Here is a 17,918-nt window from a genome sequence, read left to right on the forward strand (position 1 = left end):
TATCACCTTCTCCCAAGGCATGCGATTGAAATCACATAACTATTATTAATGATAAAGGATTCAATCATTAGATCACTTTCATCAAAGTGTAATTGATCATATTTCCTTTTCACATCATTAGTCATGCTTATGCTCACTCTTCCAGAATTAGAATCTAATATTTCAATATCCTTTAGATCCATATTCAAGCCAAGACCCAATGATTTTAGCACAGCCTCCTTAATCACCCAGGACCTCGTCACCTCTTTATCCATGGACGATATAGAATCACTGATATCATCTTGTTCATACACCTTAAGTCTATTGATCTCACTCTGATTAAACGCAACATTCAGGAATGATTCATCCCTCTTCTCAATCCTTTCAATATCTACTCCAATCCCTCGATAATTCGCATCACCACTTACAGTAGACACCGCTAGAGTACCTGAATGTGATATAGAAATTAGAAATCCAGCTTGATTATTTGTAATTGATACTTCAGGTTTGCCTGTCTTTAATCTTCTTATCTCTATGTCATTAAACCTCAGGGATTCGCAGCTATCCCTGAAATAATCCAAAAGATATCCCTTAACCGCCCTCTTGGCAGCGAGCCTTCCGGAGAGAAAATCATATTTCCTCTTTGGATACCTCATTCCATCCACATAAGCATGCTCCCAATCAGTTAAGAGACCACTATAAGCCCTGTTCCCATACTTCTCCATTCTCATCCTTGTATTAGATATATCAACCAGAGACAGGTTTACATTCTGTTCCCTTAGATCATTTTTGATATTATTGAAATCTCTCATTTTCTTCAAGCTCCTCAGTATTTATCATTTTATAGCCCTTCATACGAGAATACAGATTCCCATCATTATCAAAGATCTCGGTATCATAAATATGCTTGTCCTCTTCATTTCCAATATGCTCGGCTAAAATAAAAAGACTGTCAACCTTATCAGGTATTTTCCTAAATTCCAGTTCTGTTATTGCATCCGGTAGAGAACTCATGTTTGCATTTGCCATTCCATAAATACCAGCATTCTGAAGCGCAGCTTCAATTGTCATCGGATTAGCTATAAACCTCGGTTTCTCTATTGATTTAAATATCTTTTCATTCTTAATACCCACAGCACCAACAATCCTCTTCTTATCAGTATTGAGATTTAGGACACCATTATGCACCTGGAAAACTGGTCCATGGAAAAATCTCTTGTATATCTCTTCATCAGAAATCTCAACTGCACCATCCTTCATATATCGCTCTATTATATGCTGCTCATGAGCGGCGCTCTCAGATTTCGTTAATACAACCTTATCTTCTGATATAATTATCCTAGCCGTAAAGTGAAGCTTGTTATCCCCAAGCTTGATTCCCTCTTTGTTATAAAATTCGGTTTCTATCTTTGCATTGAGTTCCGTCTTCCCATCCTCAGTTCCACACTCCTCCACTGTAATAATTAAATCAACAGGGTTCCCCTTCAATAGCTTAATTGGCACCTGGAACTGGATATCCCTCATTGATCTTATCCTCTTCTCAGGGAAAAGAAGGTGTGTGACCTCAGCAAAGGCCTCAATACCCATTACTGCCGGGAAATAGGGCACATTTTCAATTGAATGATCCTTTAGATAAATATCTATCTCTGGATCAAGCTTCTTCTTTACCACTAACCTCTTGCCAGGTTCAAAGTCTATAATTTCATCAAGCAAGGGATAAACTTCCCTCTTGGACTTAACCAGGCTGACAAGATTTAAAAATTCCTTTGACCTATCGCCAACCACAATTGCATCACTATCTAGAATCCCGACTTTACCTGCAATTACAACCTCGCTATCATGTCCAAATAATATTTCCTCACGTACCCTAGTAACACCATCAGCCAATGATATCATATCAATTCCATCTTCCTCGAATATCTTTGTTATGCTTTCTCGAGTTGCCATCCCCACATCCTTCCATCCACTCCAATTCATTGAGACAGCTACTGTCTTACCATTTTTCCTCTTGTTTACATGCTGGACATATTTATTTAGAAGATCATTTGCTGCAGAATAATCCGTTTGACCACGATTTCCAAATCTGCCTGATACAGATGAAAAAGTAACCAATGCCTTAACATCTATGTCTCTTGTTAGCTCAACTAAATTAAAACATCCATCCACCTTAACATCAAAAACACGACAGAAATCCTTATATTTCTTATCCTCAAGGAGTTTGCCGTAATCAATTCCAGCTCCATGGATTATCACATCTATTCTTCCATACTTCTCTTTAATACTATTAATAATTCCTGACATCCCCTCATTATCTGAGACGTCACAGGGATAGTATTCAACAGATGCCGCTCCGATATCCTCCATCTGTCTGATATTCTTATACTTCTCAATGGCATTAAGATATTTGCCATACTCTCGATCAATAATCACAGGTGTAATCCTCTTTTCAGTCGATTTTAGCTCATTAATAACACGATCCTTTAACTCCTTTAAGCCATTCTCATCTAAGCTAGCCAACTCCTCAATATTCGATGGCAATCCCTCTCGCGAAATAATTATAATTCTCGATTTGAAATGCTTGGCAATATCCTTTGCAATCTCACTGGTAATGCCATATCCACCGCCAGTAATTAGGAATACTGATTCACTATCAAACTTCATCCTTGGTTCAACATCTGTATTTAACTCACTAAATATAAGCTGAGGTATTACCCTTCTTTTGCCAGAATAACCAACCTCAACTCTTTCGTCACCATATTGAATCTCATTAAATATTGTCCTTGAGATACTCGATGGCTTCCCTTTAATCAAAAAATCTACCGTCTTTACAAGCACTCCTTCAAGCTCCTTGTTTAATGCCTTGGTAAGACCGGCAACGCCCCCACTAGTTGGTTCATTCACTTGGAAATCCTCAAAGCCGAATGATCCACCCATGGATGTAGCGGTTAAGACAAAGGCGCTCTTTGAACCTGCATTATCTAATAAATCCATTTGGATGGCCTTAGTTAAGATAAAAAGCCCCTTTACGCTATGAAAGGTAAGTTGTCGCCATTCATCAAAGCTGAGATCAGTTAAATTCTTACTCTCCCTAAGTGGAACCAAATGCACAAAACCATTGATTTTACCTAGTCGCTTCACCTCTTCCACTCTACGCATAAGTTCATCCTCAGTTTCAATACCGTTAAAATCAATAATCTCAACATTTGCCTTATTCTCACTAAATACTCGACTCAAACTCTTCGCTACTCCCTTGCCATCATCAGTAATGATTATATTATATCCTTCAAAATTGAATCTCCCATCCCTATCCATATTCAAGGGATCGTCAATTATTTCAGCAATGATTCTCTTGATTTTGCTATCCGATACATTTGCCTCAGTGGAGATTGTACCCTCAACGTCACTCCCGCCAATTGCATCCGTTTTAAATCCATTTGACCTATCTCTTGCAAATTCTAATATGTGATTTAGAGTTGGAAAGTCCTTTATCTTCAATCCCTCATCCTTAGGGATATCAAAAACCTCCCGTATCATGCCGAACATCTCTGCCTGCTTCACCGTGTCTATACCCAAGTCAGACTCCATATCAAGATCAAACTCTATCAAATCCTCAGGATAACCGGTCTTATCAGATACTATGCCAAGTATCTTAGACCTGATCGCATCATCATCACCTCTGGACGATGAAGAATCAACGACTCTTTCAGAAACAACCGCTCCACCATTCCCAGAATCAGCTGATGAACGCCCCTTCGCATAATCTAATATGTGATTAAGCGTTGGAAAGTCCTTTATCTTCAATCCCTCATCCTTAGGGATATCAAAAACCTCCCGTATCATGCCGAACATCTCTGCCTGCTTCACCGTGTCTATACCCAAGTCAGACTCCATATCAAGATCAAACTCTATCAAATCCTCAGGATAACCGGTCTTATCAGATACTATGCCAAGTATCTTAGACCTTACTACGTCATCCATGCTTGAAGGTGAAGTAGATTGCGCTATAGCCTCAACAGTGTCTACCTCTTCATTTTTCCCTTCCAACGCCGTCTCAACTACTGCTTCTTGAATCCTCTTCTTGGGGATATCCACTCTTGGTAAATCCCTTTTCCTGTTCAGTATTCTTTCATCCTCTTTTACCCTCAATGTTCTATTCACTATCTCAAGCTCAGGATTATCAATCCCGGATATTGAACTTAACCAATTATTATAACTCAACCGATCCACAATCCTATCTTCATTTTTGCTCACTAGCCTAATAAAACTCATCGATATCTGTGAACCGAACCCCGCACCAAGTCTCAGACCATATTTCAGATTATCATAGTTCCCGCCATGACTAAGGTTTAATCCAGCAAGCTCCGGGTCTGGTTCCTTATAATTTGCGATCGGTGGCAATTTGCCAATTTGAAGAGACCTAATTATACATACATCCTCTATGCCAGCCCCCATTGCATGACCGGTAAATCCCTTTGTATTCGAAACGACAATACTCTTCCATTCATCCCCAAACGTCGACCTCAATGACTTAACCTCTGCCGAGGCGCTGCCACCCCTTGCTGGCGTATATGTTTCATGCGACATGAAAGTTAGTTCCTTTGCAATATCGCTTCTCTTAATCTCCAACACTCTCTCAACCTTGGTTATCAATCTGTCCATAACAGATGCTATATGATCGATATCTAACCTGCTGAAATGAAACGCGCTGTTTGAATACTCTGTTGCAACAAGCTCAACGATTGGCTCCATCCCCCTCTTCCTTATTTCAGACTCCGCTTCAATAACCATCCCAGCAGCCCCCATCCCAGCAATCATACCACTCCTGCGCTTATCAAAGGGTATGGCGGCATTTCTATAATCGCCCTCCGATGACATAGCGCCAACTGCAAAAAGCCCGCTCACTAACCACTCCATAAACTCATTTGTAACAACATCAGCGCCAACTAATATAATCCTTTTGGCTCTGCCTGTCCTTATCAAATCCTCCGCAACCCCTACAGCGGTCACTGTGGAAGAACATGCTGTATTCACTTGCAGATTAGGACCTCTTACTCGGAGGAATTGTGCCAGTTGCGAATGACCCATGGCGAGAATTCTTAAGATAAATTTCCTATTAAATTTATAAATTCCATCCTCACCCTCTGATATATTTAATGTTGAATAATTATTAACATACCAATCGGATAACTCCTCACGAATCTTTTCGTCATCCACCCTCTGGATAATTGAAGTATAAAGTTCTGTTAGCTCACGCTTTGACTTCGAACCATATCTATAGGCTATGCTTCTGGATACCTCATCAACCAATGAATCATAACCTGGGAATGCTGAAGCAAACACAATCCCGGTATCATCTATCATATACTCCGGAAGCCCCCAATGTAATGGCAGGACACCACCTGTTGAGGTATCCTTATATATTCTAACAAGAGGGATGCCGGCATCCTTTAATGCCTCAAGACTAGCCGCTATCACAAGTTTTGAGACCACATCAAGGGTTTCCGAAAAGCTATTATCAATGCCATAATCAGTCTCAAAATCAAATTTGCCCATCTTCCCAGCCAGTTTAGGCACCTGTGATAGATTATCAATAGTCTCAAAATGGGCACCCCCATCTGATGACTTCACAAGTCGATGTATATTCTTATCAACTATGGTTCTCATCTCATCATTAGTGAGGGGATCAATCATATTCACACCATCAAATAACCTGTCAAAGGCATCATCGCCGAATACGCTATATCTTAATCCTGGCAATCCGACGGATATTCCTGATATCATAACCCTCTCAAGATTGATATTATATTTATCCATCTCCTTTTTCTGATGCAACATCTCCCGAAGATGATCGTATAATAACTCCTCACTCCTCTTTGAATAATTATCAAGAACATCCCTCACCAATTCCTTCTGCTTTTTCTGGAAATCACTAAACAAACTATCAACAGCGATATCTTCGATTCCCCTGCGTAAATTAGTTACATCACTCCTTATATCATACTTTTCAGAATCACCTCCCCTTGGATCATTCTTATTTGTCAGAAGTCGCTCCTCATCTCGCGTTTCCTTAAACTCCACACTCGCTTCTGTTCTGTATGAGGATAACTCAACTACCCTTCCATCCCCTCCAAAATTACTATCGCTATATCTCCAATATGGATTATTCATTCTCATGCCATCCGGGGTAACCCCATTCCAATCTATATCATATCCATAAGTTGCAATAGCGGCCAATGAATCGTTTAAGGTGATCACCCCACCCCTCTTTGGATGATTGGTGGCGACTGCAAGATGTGGTTTTTTATCAATAATGTTCACCACAAAGGAGGTAAGAGCCCTTTTAGGGCCAATCTCTAAAAATATCCTCACTCCATCATTATACATCCTCTCTATCTGATCAATAAATTCCACAGGATTCGCTATATGCTTTTCAAGTATATCGAGAATCTTTTCCCGCACGTCATCTCCCTTGGGATAGTAGTCAGCGTTCAGATTTGCAAGGATATCAATCTTCGGGCTAAGGATATCCAATCCCTCCAGCACTCTCCTATATGGATCACACGCCGGAGCTACAATCTGGGAATGGAAGGCGTGGGAAACAGGGATCTCCTGCGCCTGAACACCCATCTTAGAAAATTTATCAATAGCCTTTAAAACTGTTTTCGAATCCCCGGCAATAACCGTTTGAGAATAGCAATTTTTATTGGCAATGATCACATAACCATCTATATCTTTTATTTTATCCCCCACCTTCTGATAATTTATGGCAATACTGGCCATCTTCCCGACATCGTCTATTTGCACTTTAGCTATCTCCCTGCCCCTTGCGGACACGGCATATAGAGCATCTTTAAAATCCAACACACCTGCTGCAACCAACGCTCCATATTCTCCAAGACTATGCCCAACAACAACATCAGGAGACACTCCAAAGCTTCTCAACAATCTATAGATCGCAACATCAGCCGCTAGAATAGCGGGCTGAGCAACCTCTGTCTGTTTTAGTTTCTCTTCAGCCTCTCTTCTCTCATCATCTTCAGCATCGTCCCTTATAAATATTATCTCGGTTATCTTCTTGCCAATTATTCCCTGCATAACCTCATCTGCCTCGTCATAGGTCTCTTTCACGATTTTGTATTTACTATACAGGTCTTTCAACATATTGGTATACTGTGACCCCTGTCCGGGAAAGAGAAATCCTATTTTACCAAGCTTCTCTTTCTTTGATTTCAACTCCTCCCCATAAAATATCCCTTTGTTCTTTAAGACGATTCTCTTTTTATGATTATATAGGGACTCTTCCGCTATATCCAACTTGCCTATCAAATCTGCTACCGAAATGGCTGATATTCCAAGCTTGAAATCAGCGCCATTGCTCTGCATATTCAACTTGGTGAATAATTCCTTCATGCTTATACTGAATTTCTCATCACCATCCATCTTCTTTGATTGAAAAAATCCCCTCAAATCATCCATCTTGGCTTTAACATCATCCCATGAGGATCCACCAATAATTATAGCCTCTCCCTCAAGTTTTAATCTCTCAGGTTCAGATAATGAATATCTCTTATCATTAGAGTTATCAAATGATAATGCCGGGCCATATCCTCCTTTATCATTCTCCTTTGCATAATGTTCATCAGTATTCATTACATTACTCCTCTCAGAAAATGTACTATCAAAATTAGATGTAAAATATCTCTTATCCTCCATAGGCATACCATTATCCCCGACATCCTCCTCCATTGCTATATGAAAGTTTGTGCCTCCAAAACCAAAAGCACTGGTGTTTGCCCTCCTGGGATTACCATCTATCCCAGCTGGCCAATCCTCAGGCTTAGTAATTACTCTAAATGGTATATTCCCAAAATCTATATTTGGATTAGGAGTATTGTAATTTATTGAAGGCGGTAATTTCTTTTTATGAAGCGCAAGCGCTACCTTTACAATAGACGCTGAACCAGCAGCAGCCTTTAGATGTCCAATCATAGACTTTACTGACCCTATACCTATTGAACCAGCCTTCATTTTATTAGTATCCCAAACATTGCAGAGGGATTCAACCTCAGCTACATCACCCACGATTGTTGCAGTGCCATGCGCCTCAACATATTGAACGGTATCAGGGGCATAACCAGCGCTTTCAAAGGCCCTGTTAATCGCTAACATCTGTCCTTTAGGATTGGGGGCAGTGATTCCTTTCCCTTTGCCATCACTAGAGGCCCCAATGCCTCTGATAACAGAATATATTTTATCGCCATCACGCCTTGCATCACTAACCCTTTTCAGCACAAAAAGCCCAACACCCTCTCCCATGACAAAGCCATTGGCACCTGCATCAAATGGTCTGCTGCCATCTGGAGAAAGAGCCCCAATTTTAGAAAATTTAATATAAGGCCCCGGACCCATCAAAAAATCAGATCCGCCAGTAATCACCATATCGTATTCTCTCGTTCTCAATCCCTTCACTGATGATGAGAATGCTGCCATTGAAGAAGCGCATGCTGCATCAACAGTAAAGCTTGGTCCTCTCAAGTTAAAGACATTCGCAATTCTGCCAGAGATCACATTTGCCAGTTCGCCTGGCATCGAATCTTCAGTAATCACAGGCAAACCACCCTTAACGCGTTTCTCAAACTCTTCTATTATCTCTGCACGAAGACTTGAATCAAGATTAGAGAAACTGTTACACCTCCTAAGGTTATCTTCAATATCACCAAAAAAGGCTCTCAGGTTAGTATAATCTATCTGATCGCCTCCCATAGAATTCCCAATTACTACAGCTGTCCTTTCCCTATCAAAATCCTTCTCATCATACCCAGAGTCTATCAATGCCTCGCCAGCAGCCAAAATTGCGTATCTCTGCGACCTGTCCATAGCTTCAACAGTTCTTGGTGGGATCTTGTATTTGATAGATATCTCTTTTGAATCGATTTCATCAACGAATCCACCAATCTTCTGATAGGTCTTATCCGGCACATTTCTATCTTCATGAAAATAGACATCAACATCCCACCTATCTTTCGGAACATCTCTAATTCCATCTACTTTATTAATAATATTCTCCCAAAAAATATCCTTATTTGATGCTTTTGGATATATGCAACCTATACCTATGATAGCTATACCTTCATTTAAATAATAATTTTGTTTATCATTTGACATTTCAATCCCCCCGGTTATTCTCTTCACAGTAGACTGACTGGTCAGTCTACTGTGACACAAGAAATCGCATCCTACTTGATTTCGCAATGCCTGTCAACAAAAAATTCCCCGATACCCACAAATATTTGGGGAGCGCACTTTAATTTTTAGGGCATTTTTTGATAAAGATGTTATTAATTTTTCAGCAGTATATTATTATGTCCCTTAAATAAATTATACAGGGAGGGATATTCATGGAACAAGCAACAAAAACGATTACCAGAAGAGATTAAGAATGAACTATTAGATTTAATGGAAAAAAAGATTGAATCGATCACAATAAAAAATAATGGTAAGCCATGCACATTTTATGAGCCTGAAGGCAAAGTACTCGATATCGGAAAACGATATAAACAAAAAAGTTAGAGAAGATTACCGAACTTGAAGCTTAAGAATATGGTAAAAAAAAACATATCCCTGTTGTCAGGGAAGGTTGAGAAATAAGGGTAAAGTCAAAAGAATAATTTTAAGTACTACTGGAGAAATAATTATTTACCGTCAACATTATGTATGCATTAAATGTATGGAGCATGTTTATGCTGCTGACACAGTTCTTGAACTGTCAAGGAGTATGCCAAGTAAACGATGTTCTCAAGCTATAAGTCTTGCAGCATCGTTTATACCATTTGAGCATACTAAAAATTTTTTATCACAACTTCTCATGTTAGATGTCAGCGAAACATGCATTGAAGGAATAACTCATCGAATAGGCTCTAAACTATATCATGATGCATGGATAAAAGGGCGATATCCCTATAATTTATGCAAAGATGCAGAAGCGCCAGAACATATATATATCCAGACGGATGGCGCTATGGTCCCGATCTGTGGTGATAAAAAGGTAGTTTATAAGGAAAACAAATTGGTTATTGTGTACAAAGACACTGATATCGTATACAAAAAGAGTAATAATGGGAGAGAAAGGATAGAAATACAGAATAAGCGTTTTGTAAGTAGTCTTGGTGAAGGAGTTGATAAATTCAAAAAGATGCTTTACGCACAAAGTCTTGAGCAAGGGGCAAAAAAACCGAGGAAGTAATAATTCTGGGAGATGGCGCTGTATAGATCAACAAATTCAAAGAAGATTATTTCCCCGATGCAGTTCAAATATTAGATTGGTATCATGCAGTGGAACATTTATGGGATACTGCACGTATTCTCTTTGGAGAAAATAACACAAAACGATGTGAGGAATGGGTAAGGCCATTAAAGGCATTATTATGGAACGGCAATGTTGATACTGTGATTGCCAGTATATCCAAGGAAGCCTTGTCACGCAAGGGTGGAAAAACATCACTTTTTAAATTACGAAGTTATTATGTAAGCAATAAAGATCATATGAAATATGATGAATATCGAGCAAAAGGATACAATATTGGAAGTGAGGCAATCGAGAGCGCTAATAAATATATCGTTGGTCAGCGTTTAAAGTTATATGGTATGCAGTGGACGATCTCACACGCAAACGCATTAATACGACTTCGTTGTAAATACTATGAAGGCTGCTGGGAAAAATTCTGGGATGATTTGAAATTAAAGGATTATCTTGTCCATGGGCTTATCAAAAAGTATAAAGCTGCATGAACTGCCCTAATAATTAAAGTGCGCCCTTGGGCTAATAGGAATAGCTTTATAATTAATTTGTTGACATATTATTTTATGGTATTAAGGATGGTCATCCCTTATAATCTTACGAATGTTTATGTTTTATTAATATAGAAATATAAAATATAATACATAATGATTTACTTATAAGTCGCAATAGAAATAATTGAGATATATTACCTCTATTATGACTTATAGTCGAAGAGAAAGATATAATTATTCTGTGAGTTTTAACAATGTTTTGACCTCTGTAGATTATTCTTTATTAGGCTTCACTTCATAGCATAAAAGCTATTCAATTGATTCTATCAACACTTTAACATAGAAGCAACCTGCTTATATCAAGATGCTGAAGGGTGGGACAATTGACATCTTGTTTAGATGATGTTAATATTTAATTAACATTTTAATGCAATGGAATTATAATACATTACATAAATTTGTAGAAATTAACCTTCATAATTTTCTATAATTCTATTAGGAAGAGATTATTTTACTAAAGGAGCATAAAAATGCCGTTTCAAAAAATTAGAAACATAGGAATAGCTGCACATATAGATGCGGGAAAGACCACACTAACAGAAAGGATGTTATATTTTACCGGAACAACTAGAAAGATAGGGGAGGTGCATAACGGCCAAGCAACAATGGATTTCATGAAACAGGAACAAGAGAGGGGGATTACAATAGCCTCTGCTTCTATTTCATGCAAATGGAATGAATACCAAATTAACATTATTGATACGCCAGGTCATGTTGACTTTACCGTTGAGGTTGAGCGATCTCTCAGGGTTATTGATGGCATGATAGCCCTCTTTTGTGCAGTTGCTGGTGTTGAGCCCCAGAGTGAAACCGTATGGAACCAGGCAGATAGATACAAGGTGCCAAGGATTGCCTTTATCAATAAGATGGACAGGATCGGTGCAAATTTTCATGAGTGCCTCAATCAGATGGATAAGTATCTCGATGCCAATCCAATCGCATTACACATTCCCATCGGCTCTGAGGATAATTTCCAAGGCTCAATTGATATAATTAGAAGAAAGGCGATTATTTTTAAGGATTTTAACAGGATTGTAATGGATGTCCCAGCAGAATACGAGGAAGAGTGCGAAAGGGCAAGAGAGTTTCTGGTCGAAAAATTGGCGGATTATGATGAAGACATTATGGAATTATATGTAAATGAAGATGAAACTCCTGCGGACCTTCTTATAAAAGCGGCGCGTGAGGCCACACTCAAGCTTTTGATTACGCCTGTTTTCTGCGGTTCAGCTTACAAGAATAAGGGTGTTCAAGTAATATTGGATACAATTATTGATTATCTTCCATCACCAATTGATGTGGGAGCTGTCATTGGTATGGATATTAATGATATAAATAAATCACATGCGAGGCACCCCTCTACTAATGATCCCTTTTGCGCCCTAGCATTTAAGCTGATTCATGATCCCTACGTGGGCCAGCAAACCTTTATACGGATATATTCAGGCGAGCTAAAAACCGGGATGAAGGTATATAACGCATCAAAGGAGAAAACCGAAAGAATTGGAAGAATACTTAAAATACACGCTAAAGAGAGGGAGGATGTTAGCCACGCATCGCCTGGCGACATTGTTGCCTTGATTGGGATGAAGTACACTAAAACAGGAGACACCCTATGTGACCAGAGTAGCCCCATTCTGCTTGAGTCAATCTTTATTCCACCATCTGTGATTGAACTTCAGGTAGCTTCTGATGCGACAAATGAAGCCGAGAAGCTGGGAATAGCCTTGAGAAAGCTGGACATGGAGGATCCGTCATTTAATGTCAGAGTAGACGGTGAAACTAATGAAACAATAATATCCGGAATGGGTGAACTGCACCTTGAGATAATTGTTGACAGGTTGAAGAGTGAATTTGGGGTTGAAACTATTACAGGCGCGCCTTCTGTTGCCTTTAGAGAAACCATAACAACTGAATCTCAGGCTGAAACAAAATATGTGAAGCAAACTGGAGGCAAGGGTCAATATGCTCATTGCGTAATGAGAGTGGAACCAAATGCTGGTAAGGGATTTGAGTTTATTGATCACATAAAGGGGGGAGTAATACCTGCAGAATTTATACCATCAGTGGAGAGGGGAGTCAGATCAGTATTGGAGGATGGAGTGCTTGTGGGATTCCCAATAATTGATGTAAGAGTAGTTCTTCTTGATGGAAGTTTTCATTCCATAGATTCATCAGATATGGCCTTTAGAACCTGCGGAGAGTTATGCTTCAAGGAAGCATTCAATAAAGCCATCCCAATACTATTAGAACCGACGATGAAGATTGAAATAAATATTCCTGATGATTATATTGGAGATGTAATTGGGGATTTTAATAAACGTAGAGGCAAGATTGAATCGATGAGAAGGTTCAGGAAAGGCTCTCAGAAGATTAGTGGATTTGTGCCATTATTAGAGATGTTCGGTTATGCAACCCAACTAAGAAATCTTTCCAGTGGTAGAGCAAATTATTCTATGGAATTTGACAAATACCTACCCCTAGATAGAGAAATTCAAGAGGAAACAATAAGGTTATTAAAGGAGAAAAAACTTAAAAGGGTTGGATAAACAAGCGAACTTAATCCAAATCAATACCTCAATGAAAAATGCCTTCAGATATAGATTATCTGATATGGATTAATTTGGATATAACACTATTGCAACAATATAATCTTTTTATCAATAGATGGTAAAATCTCTTTCTGTATATGATCTCTGAATAAGGGCTAAACTATTAGTTAGTATTATTTTGTATTGACTTTAATAAAAAGCTAAATATATTTAGCTTCAATATTATTACTAAAGGAGATAAGGGGGTGAGAAGATAATGGATAGGAATTCAGACAGAATTACTGAATTGATACTCAAAGCCAGCAAAAAGGTGCATAAGGAAACAAAGGGAAATCATGAGCCGGAATTTACTAAAATAGTTAAATGGCCTGTAGAGTGTATTGTTGGACCCGGGCTCGAAGGGGCCATTGCATGTGAAACGAATGTAGGGTATGTGAATGGTTCAAAGGGATCTTTGATTTATTGGGGTTATGATATATTTGATTTATGTGCATATTCCTCATTTGAGGAGGTATGCTATCTGCTTCTACATGGACATCTCCCCTCAACAGAGCAACTGGATATTTTCAAGAATAAACTTATTCAATATCGCAACACTCCTAATACTACACGATTGCTAATGAGTTTCCCGGTTGAAAAGATGAATGCAATGGGCGCTCTTCGACTTGGAACAAATCTTTTGCGTCAAGAATTTACTGATGTTGACCAGGATTTATATGTGCCAAACATTTCTGAATCAGAAATCATAAGCGCTGATGAGGATTCAATCCCAATGGAAACCCCTCCAAGGGGAGAAGAGCATGCAATCTATGAGTTTAAAGAAGGTCTTGACAAGACCGAGTATGAAAATAATTTTCATTCAGCCATTGGATATGAGTCATGCTATCATCTTATTGCCGGAGTTTCTACTATTGCTGCTGCTGTTAAAAGGCTTCGTCATGGAAATCTGCCGATTGAACCGGATCCTGAGCTTAGCCATGCAGCTAACTTCCTCTATATGATGAATGGACGGCGGCCAAGTCCAGTAGAAGAGCGAATTATGGATGTATCTCTTATACTTCATGCTGATCATGGAATGAATGCCAGCACTTTTGCCGCTATGGTCGTGGCTTCCACACTATCAGATATCTATTTCTCTGTGGGTTCGGGAATTTCCGCTCTTAATGGACCCCTTCATGGTGGTGCTAATGAGCAAGTGCTTAAGATGCTTCTTGAGATTGGCGGCGCTGAAAATGTTGATTCTTGGTTTGACAAAGCACGTGAGGCTAAACGGAGGATAATGGGATTCGGACATCGAGTGTATAAAACCTATGATCCAAGGGCAAGAGTGCTTTCACCCCTAGCGGAATATCTAGCCAAGGGCAACAAAGAGAATTTGAACCTGTTTTCTACTGCTCAGAAGTTGGAAGAAAGAGTGGTGTCAGAGTTGGGGAAAGAAAAAAAAATATTCCCAAATGTAGATTTTTATTCGGGTATAGTATATTCCTGTTTGGGAATTCCAATAGATATGTTTACTCCGATTTTTGCTGTAAGCCGTGTGGGAGGATGGACTGCAAGGGTGCAGGAATACCTAAAGAATAACCGAATATTCCGACCGCGTGCTGTATATAACGGTCCATTCGATAAAGAGTATATACCCATTGATGGGCGTAGTAGTGAAGAACTGAAATAGTCATAGACTTTTCAGTTTAGTTCATTACTAATTATCAAATCCTATAGTTCTTGAATAGTGATCACTTCAATAATATATCTACTATCATTTACAACTTTTATCAATAGCTCAGCACCAATTCAGGATTCTCAATTTCCCTAAACCCTTTCATTAATAACCTAGAGCAAGATCATCCACGCCGCGCATGCTATCTGCTACACCAACAAAGGTTTTATTAAGCATGATTTGGATCGCTTCAACCTTTCCTAAGGATAACGAAAAGAAAGGATATGTAAGGGGGATGTGCCCCCTCAATAGGAGCTTGATAAGCGCTATTGATGAGGCGCTACCTCGTTCAAGGAAGATGTAGTCCGGTTGCCATTGGGAATGGACTCTTTTTGCGGTTACTGCTTCTTTAAGACTCATATTATATTCAACAATATTTAGTAATATTTGGTATACACTTGTGATAATGGTGGGTCCCCCCGGTGAACCTAACACAAGAAAAAGTTTGTCATTTTTTTCTACAATTGTGGGTGTCATGCTGCTCAGCATCCTTTTCCCGGGTTCGATGGAATTGGCAAGGTCTCCAATTAAGCCAAATTGATTGGGCACACCAGGTTTAATGCTAAAATCATCCATTTCATTATTTAGAAAAAACCCAGCCCCAGTAACCATTATTTTAGATCCGAAATTGCCATTTAGGGTAGTTGTAATCGCAATAGCATTTGTCCATTGATCTACAATTGAAAAATGTGTAGTTTCAAAATGCTCTATTTGCCGCGAGTAACCCTTCCTAATTTGTTCTGAGGGAGTCTTTTTTGAAGCGTTGATCCCCTTAAAACGATTGTTAATATAGTGTGAACTGATCAATTTTGGAGTGGGAACATTATAATAATCCGGATCACCGAGATAGGTTGCCCTATCTGCAAACACCCGTCGTTCAAGCTCTGTCATAAGGTGAATGGCTTCAGCGCTATTGTGCTGAAACCGACCGATTGCAACCCTATCTGACCCCTGCAATAGCTGAACAAGGGCAATTCCTCCACTAGAGGGCGGAGGCATAGTGATAATACGGTATTCTTTGTAATCTGTTGTGACAGGGGTGCGCCAAACAGAGCGATATTGCGCCAGATCCTTACTCGTTATTATTCCACTGTTCCTTTTCACTTGAGCAATAATATACTTCGCTGTACTACCACTATAAAATCCCTCTCTACCCTTTTTTTGAATTAGTTGTAATGTCTTGGCGAGTTGAGTTTGAACCAAAAGATCGCCCTGTTCCCACTTATCCTGGGTGAGCAGGGGACAATCAGGCGAATTAAACTTTAAAAATTTTTCTCTGAACTTATTAAAATATTTGGCCTGATTAGCGGTAATATTAAATCCTGATGAAGCAAGCCTTATGGATGGCTGCAAAAGCTCGTGAAAGGGAAGGGATGCCAGCTTACGGTGTAACTTGACCATTCCATCTACTGTGCCAGGTATTGCAACTGATAAAATTCCTATACGACTTAATCCCTTCGATACATTGCCCTTTTTATCCAAATAGAGGGAGGAATCCGCTAAGAGTGGAGCCCGCTCTCTAAAATCTAACGATCCTATTTTACCTTTGCATGTACGATATACCATAAAACCGCCACCACCAATATTCCCAGCCCGAGGATATACCACAGCCAGTGCAAACTGTACTGCAATTGCAGCATCAAATGCATTACCACCCCTCTTTAGAATATCTATGCCTACTTGAGATGCCAGAGGGTGGGCTGACACTACCATCCCTTTATTACCTTTCGCTATTGATGAAGGATTTTTCACCCTTTGTGCATAAAAATAGGAGTTGCTAATGAAAAAAGCAATAATCGACAAGACTATTATAGAAACAAGGACTGTTAAGTGGATGAGAGAACCCTTCATCAATTTATTAATCATACTCAACTCCAAGGTAAAAATTATTGGCATTAATCCCTTTCCAGAAACAAATAGACCTATGGTTAGAAAGCTTGCAACAAATGTAAAAAAAATTTGAAGAAATTATAGATTTCCATATACATTTGCACCAAGAATGCGCGTGCTTATAACACTAATCCCTATCACAACGATAAGGACAAGGATCATTGAGGTATAGCGAGAAAGAACCTGACGTGCTTTTTGTTTTTCCAAAGGCCCTTTGTATAATAAAATTCAATATTTTCAAGTATCTAAATGCCCAATTTTAAACAATAATATGTATAGCAGCAAAAACTTAAAAAAACATTCATTAATAAGAATGTCAAGGATAAACCATGCACCTATAAAAAGTATAAAATTAGGTATTTGTTAAATGGATTAAGTAATTTTTATATTTTATGAGAATTACTTAATAATATTGAGCGCTGTAAATACATTAAAGCTATCTGTATTAGATAATAATGGATTGACTTTATTTTGGTATAAATTAGAACAATGCATAATGTATTATTTTTAGTTATTATATATCATTATTTTTAGAATTTCCGTAATTATTAAAATATATTAACATTTCGGTTTCACTAAGGGAGTAAGTATGAGATATTGGAGACCCCCTCTCGATCAGGATAGCATTCAAGTTAGTAAAGGAAAACTAATAATCATTGAAGAGCGTTGCAAGGGTTGTGAGTTCTGTATTGAATATTGTCCTCGTGATGTTTTACAGATGTCATCATCCTTTAATATCAAGGGTTACCATTATCCAGAAGTCGTTGACGAGAAGAGATGTGTCAATTGCCATTTTTGCGAGGCAATTTGTCCAGAATTTTCCATATTTTCAGTTGAAGCCAAGAAGAAATAAAAACAAATATACTATAATGATAATTTAAAAATTATAAAAAATGATAATATGATATTCAATCAATAGGGAGGATTAA

General features: G+C 38.7%; 9 protein-coding genes. 6 read left to right on the forward strand and 3 right to left on the reverse strand.

The genetic code is table 11. The annotated features are described in order from the left end of the window. Positions 1-2: 2 nt before the first annotated feature. Positions 3-791: a 4'-phosphopantetheinyl transferase superfamily protein gene (locus SVZ03_14145; protein MDY6935351.1), complete on the reverse strand. Its 789-nt coding sequence runs from the start codon at positions 789-791 to the stop codon at positions 3-5. After that, positions 775-9,144 (reverse strand): SDR family NAD(P)-dependent oxidoreductase, encoded by an 8,370-nt coding sequence (locus SVZ03_14150; GenBank protein MDY6935352.1) that lies wholly within the window; start codon positions 9,142-9,144, stop codon positions 775-777. The genes SVZ03_14145 and SVZ03_14150 overlap by 17 nt, the downstream gene beginning before the upstream one ends. 562 nt (positions 9,145-9,706) lie before the next feature. Here SVZ03_14150 and SVZ03_14155 point away from each other — a divergent pair. From SVZ03_14155 to SVZ03_14170, 4 genes are all read left to right on the forward strand, one after another. Beyond that, positions 9,707-10,222 carry a hypothetical protein gene (locus tag SVZ03_14155; protein ID MDY6935353.1) on the forward strand — a complete coding sequence of 172 codons (516 nt, stop codon included), beginning with the start codon at positions 9,707-9,709 and terminating at the stop codon, positions 10,220-10,222. A gap of 89 nt (positions 10,223-10,311) precedes the next feature. After that, positions 10,312-10,767, forward strand: coding sequence for a hypothetical protein (locus tag SVZ03_14160; GenBank protein ID MDY6935354.1), 456 nt, complete (start codon positions 10,312-10,314; stop codon positions 10,765-10,767). Between the two features lie 533 nt (positions 10,768-11,300). Then, positions 11,301-13,379, forward strand: coding sequence for an elongation factor G (gene fusA / locus SVZ03_14165; GenBank protein MDY6935355.1), 2,079 nt, complete (start codon positions 11,301-11,303; stop codon positions 13,377-13,379). Between the two features lie 259 nt (positions 13,380-13,638). Continuing rightward, positions 13,639-15,054 (forward strand): citrate/2-methylcitrate synthase, encoded by a 1,416-nt coding sequence (locus SVZ03_14170; protein MDY6935356.1) that lies wholly within the window; start codon positions 13,639-13,641, stop codon positions 15,052-15,054. A 150-nt stretch (positions 15,055-15,204) separates the two neighbouring features. Here SVZ03_14170 and ggt read toward each other — a convergent pair whose 3' ends face one another. Beyond that, positions 15,205-16,812 (reverse strand): gamma-glutamyltransferase, encoded by a 1,608-nt coding sequence (gene ggt, locus SVZ03_14175; GenBank protein ID MDY6935357.1) that lies wholly within the window; start codon positions 16,810-16,812, stop codon positions 15,205-15,207. Positions 16,813-16,879: 67 nt separating this feature from the next. On the opposite strand from ggt, the gene SVZ03_14180 reads away from it, so the two are divergent. Both SVZ03_14180 and SVZ03_14185 read left to right on the forward strand, forming a co-directional pair. Next, positions 16,880-17,062: a hypothetical protein gene (locus SVZ03_14180; protein ID MDY6935358.1), complete on the forward strand. Its 183-nt coding sequence runs from the start codon at positions 16,880-16,882 to the stop codon at positions 17,060-17,062. A gap of 516 nt (positions 17,063-17,578) precedes the next feature. Next, on the forward strand, positions 17,579-17,842 hold the full coding sequence (locus SVZ03_14185; GenBank protein ID MDY6935359.1) for a 4Fe-4S binding protein: 264 nt from the start codon (positions 17,579-17,581) through the stop codon (positions 17,840-17,842). The last annotated feature ends 76 nt before the right edge of the window (positions 17,843-17,918 follow it).

It is taken from the genome of Spirochaetota bacterium (assembly GCA_034190085.1).
In the GTDB taxonomy this organism is placed as follows: Bacteria; Spirochaetota; UBA4802; order UBA4802; family JAFGDQ01; genus JAXHTS01.

Coding starts and splice junctions, on each gene's coding strand:
- SVZ03_14145 (MDY6935351.1), bottom strand. CDS start 791: ATGAGAGATTTCAATAATATCAAAAATGATCTAAGGGAACAGAATGTA.
- SVZ03_14150 (MDY6935352.1), bottom strand. CDS start 9,144: ATGTCAAATGATAAACAAAATTATTATTTAAATGAAGGTATAGCTATC.
- SVZ03_14155 (MDY6935353.1), top strand. CDS start 9,707: ATGGAGCATGTTTATGCTGCTGACACAGTTCTTGAACTGTCAAGGAGT.
- fusA (MDY6935355.1), top strand. CDS start 11,301: ATGCCGTTTCAAAAAATTAGAAACATAGGAATAGCTGCACATATAGAT.
- SVZ03_14170 (MDY6935356.1), top strand. CDS start 13,639: ATGGATAGGAATTCAGACAGAATTACTGAATTGATACTCAAAGCCAGC.
- ggt (MDY6935357.1), bottom strand. CDS start 16,812: ATGGTAGTGTCAGCCCACCCTCTGGCATCTCAAGTAGGCATAGATATT.
- SVZ03_14180 (MDY6935358.1), top strand. CDS start 16,880: ATGAAAAAAGCAATAATCGACAAGACTATTATAGAAACAAGGACTGTT.
- SVZ03_14185 (MDY6935359.1), top strand. CDS start 17,579: ATGAGATATTGGAGACCCCCTCTCGATCAGGATAGCATTCAAGTTAGT.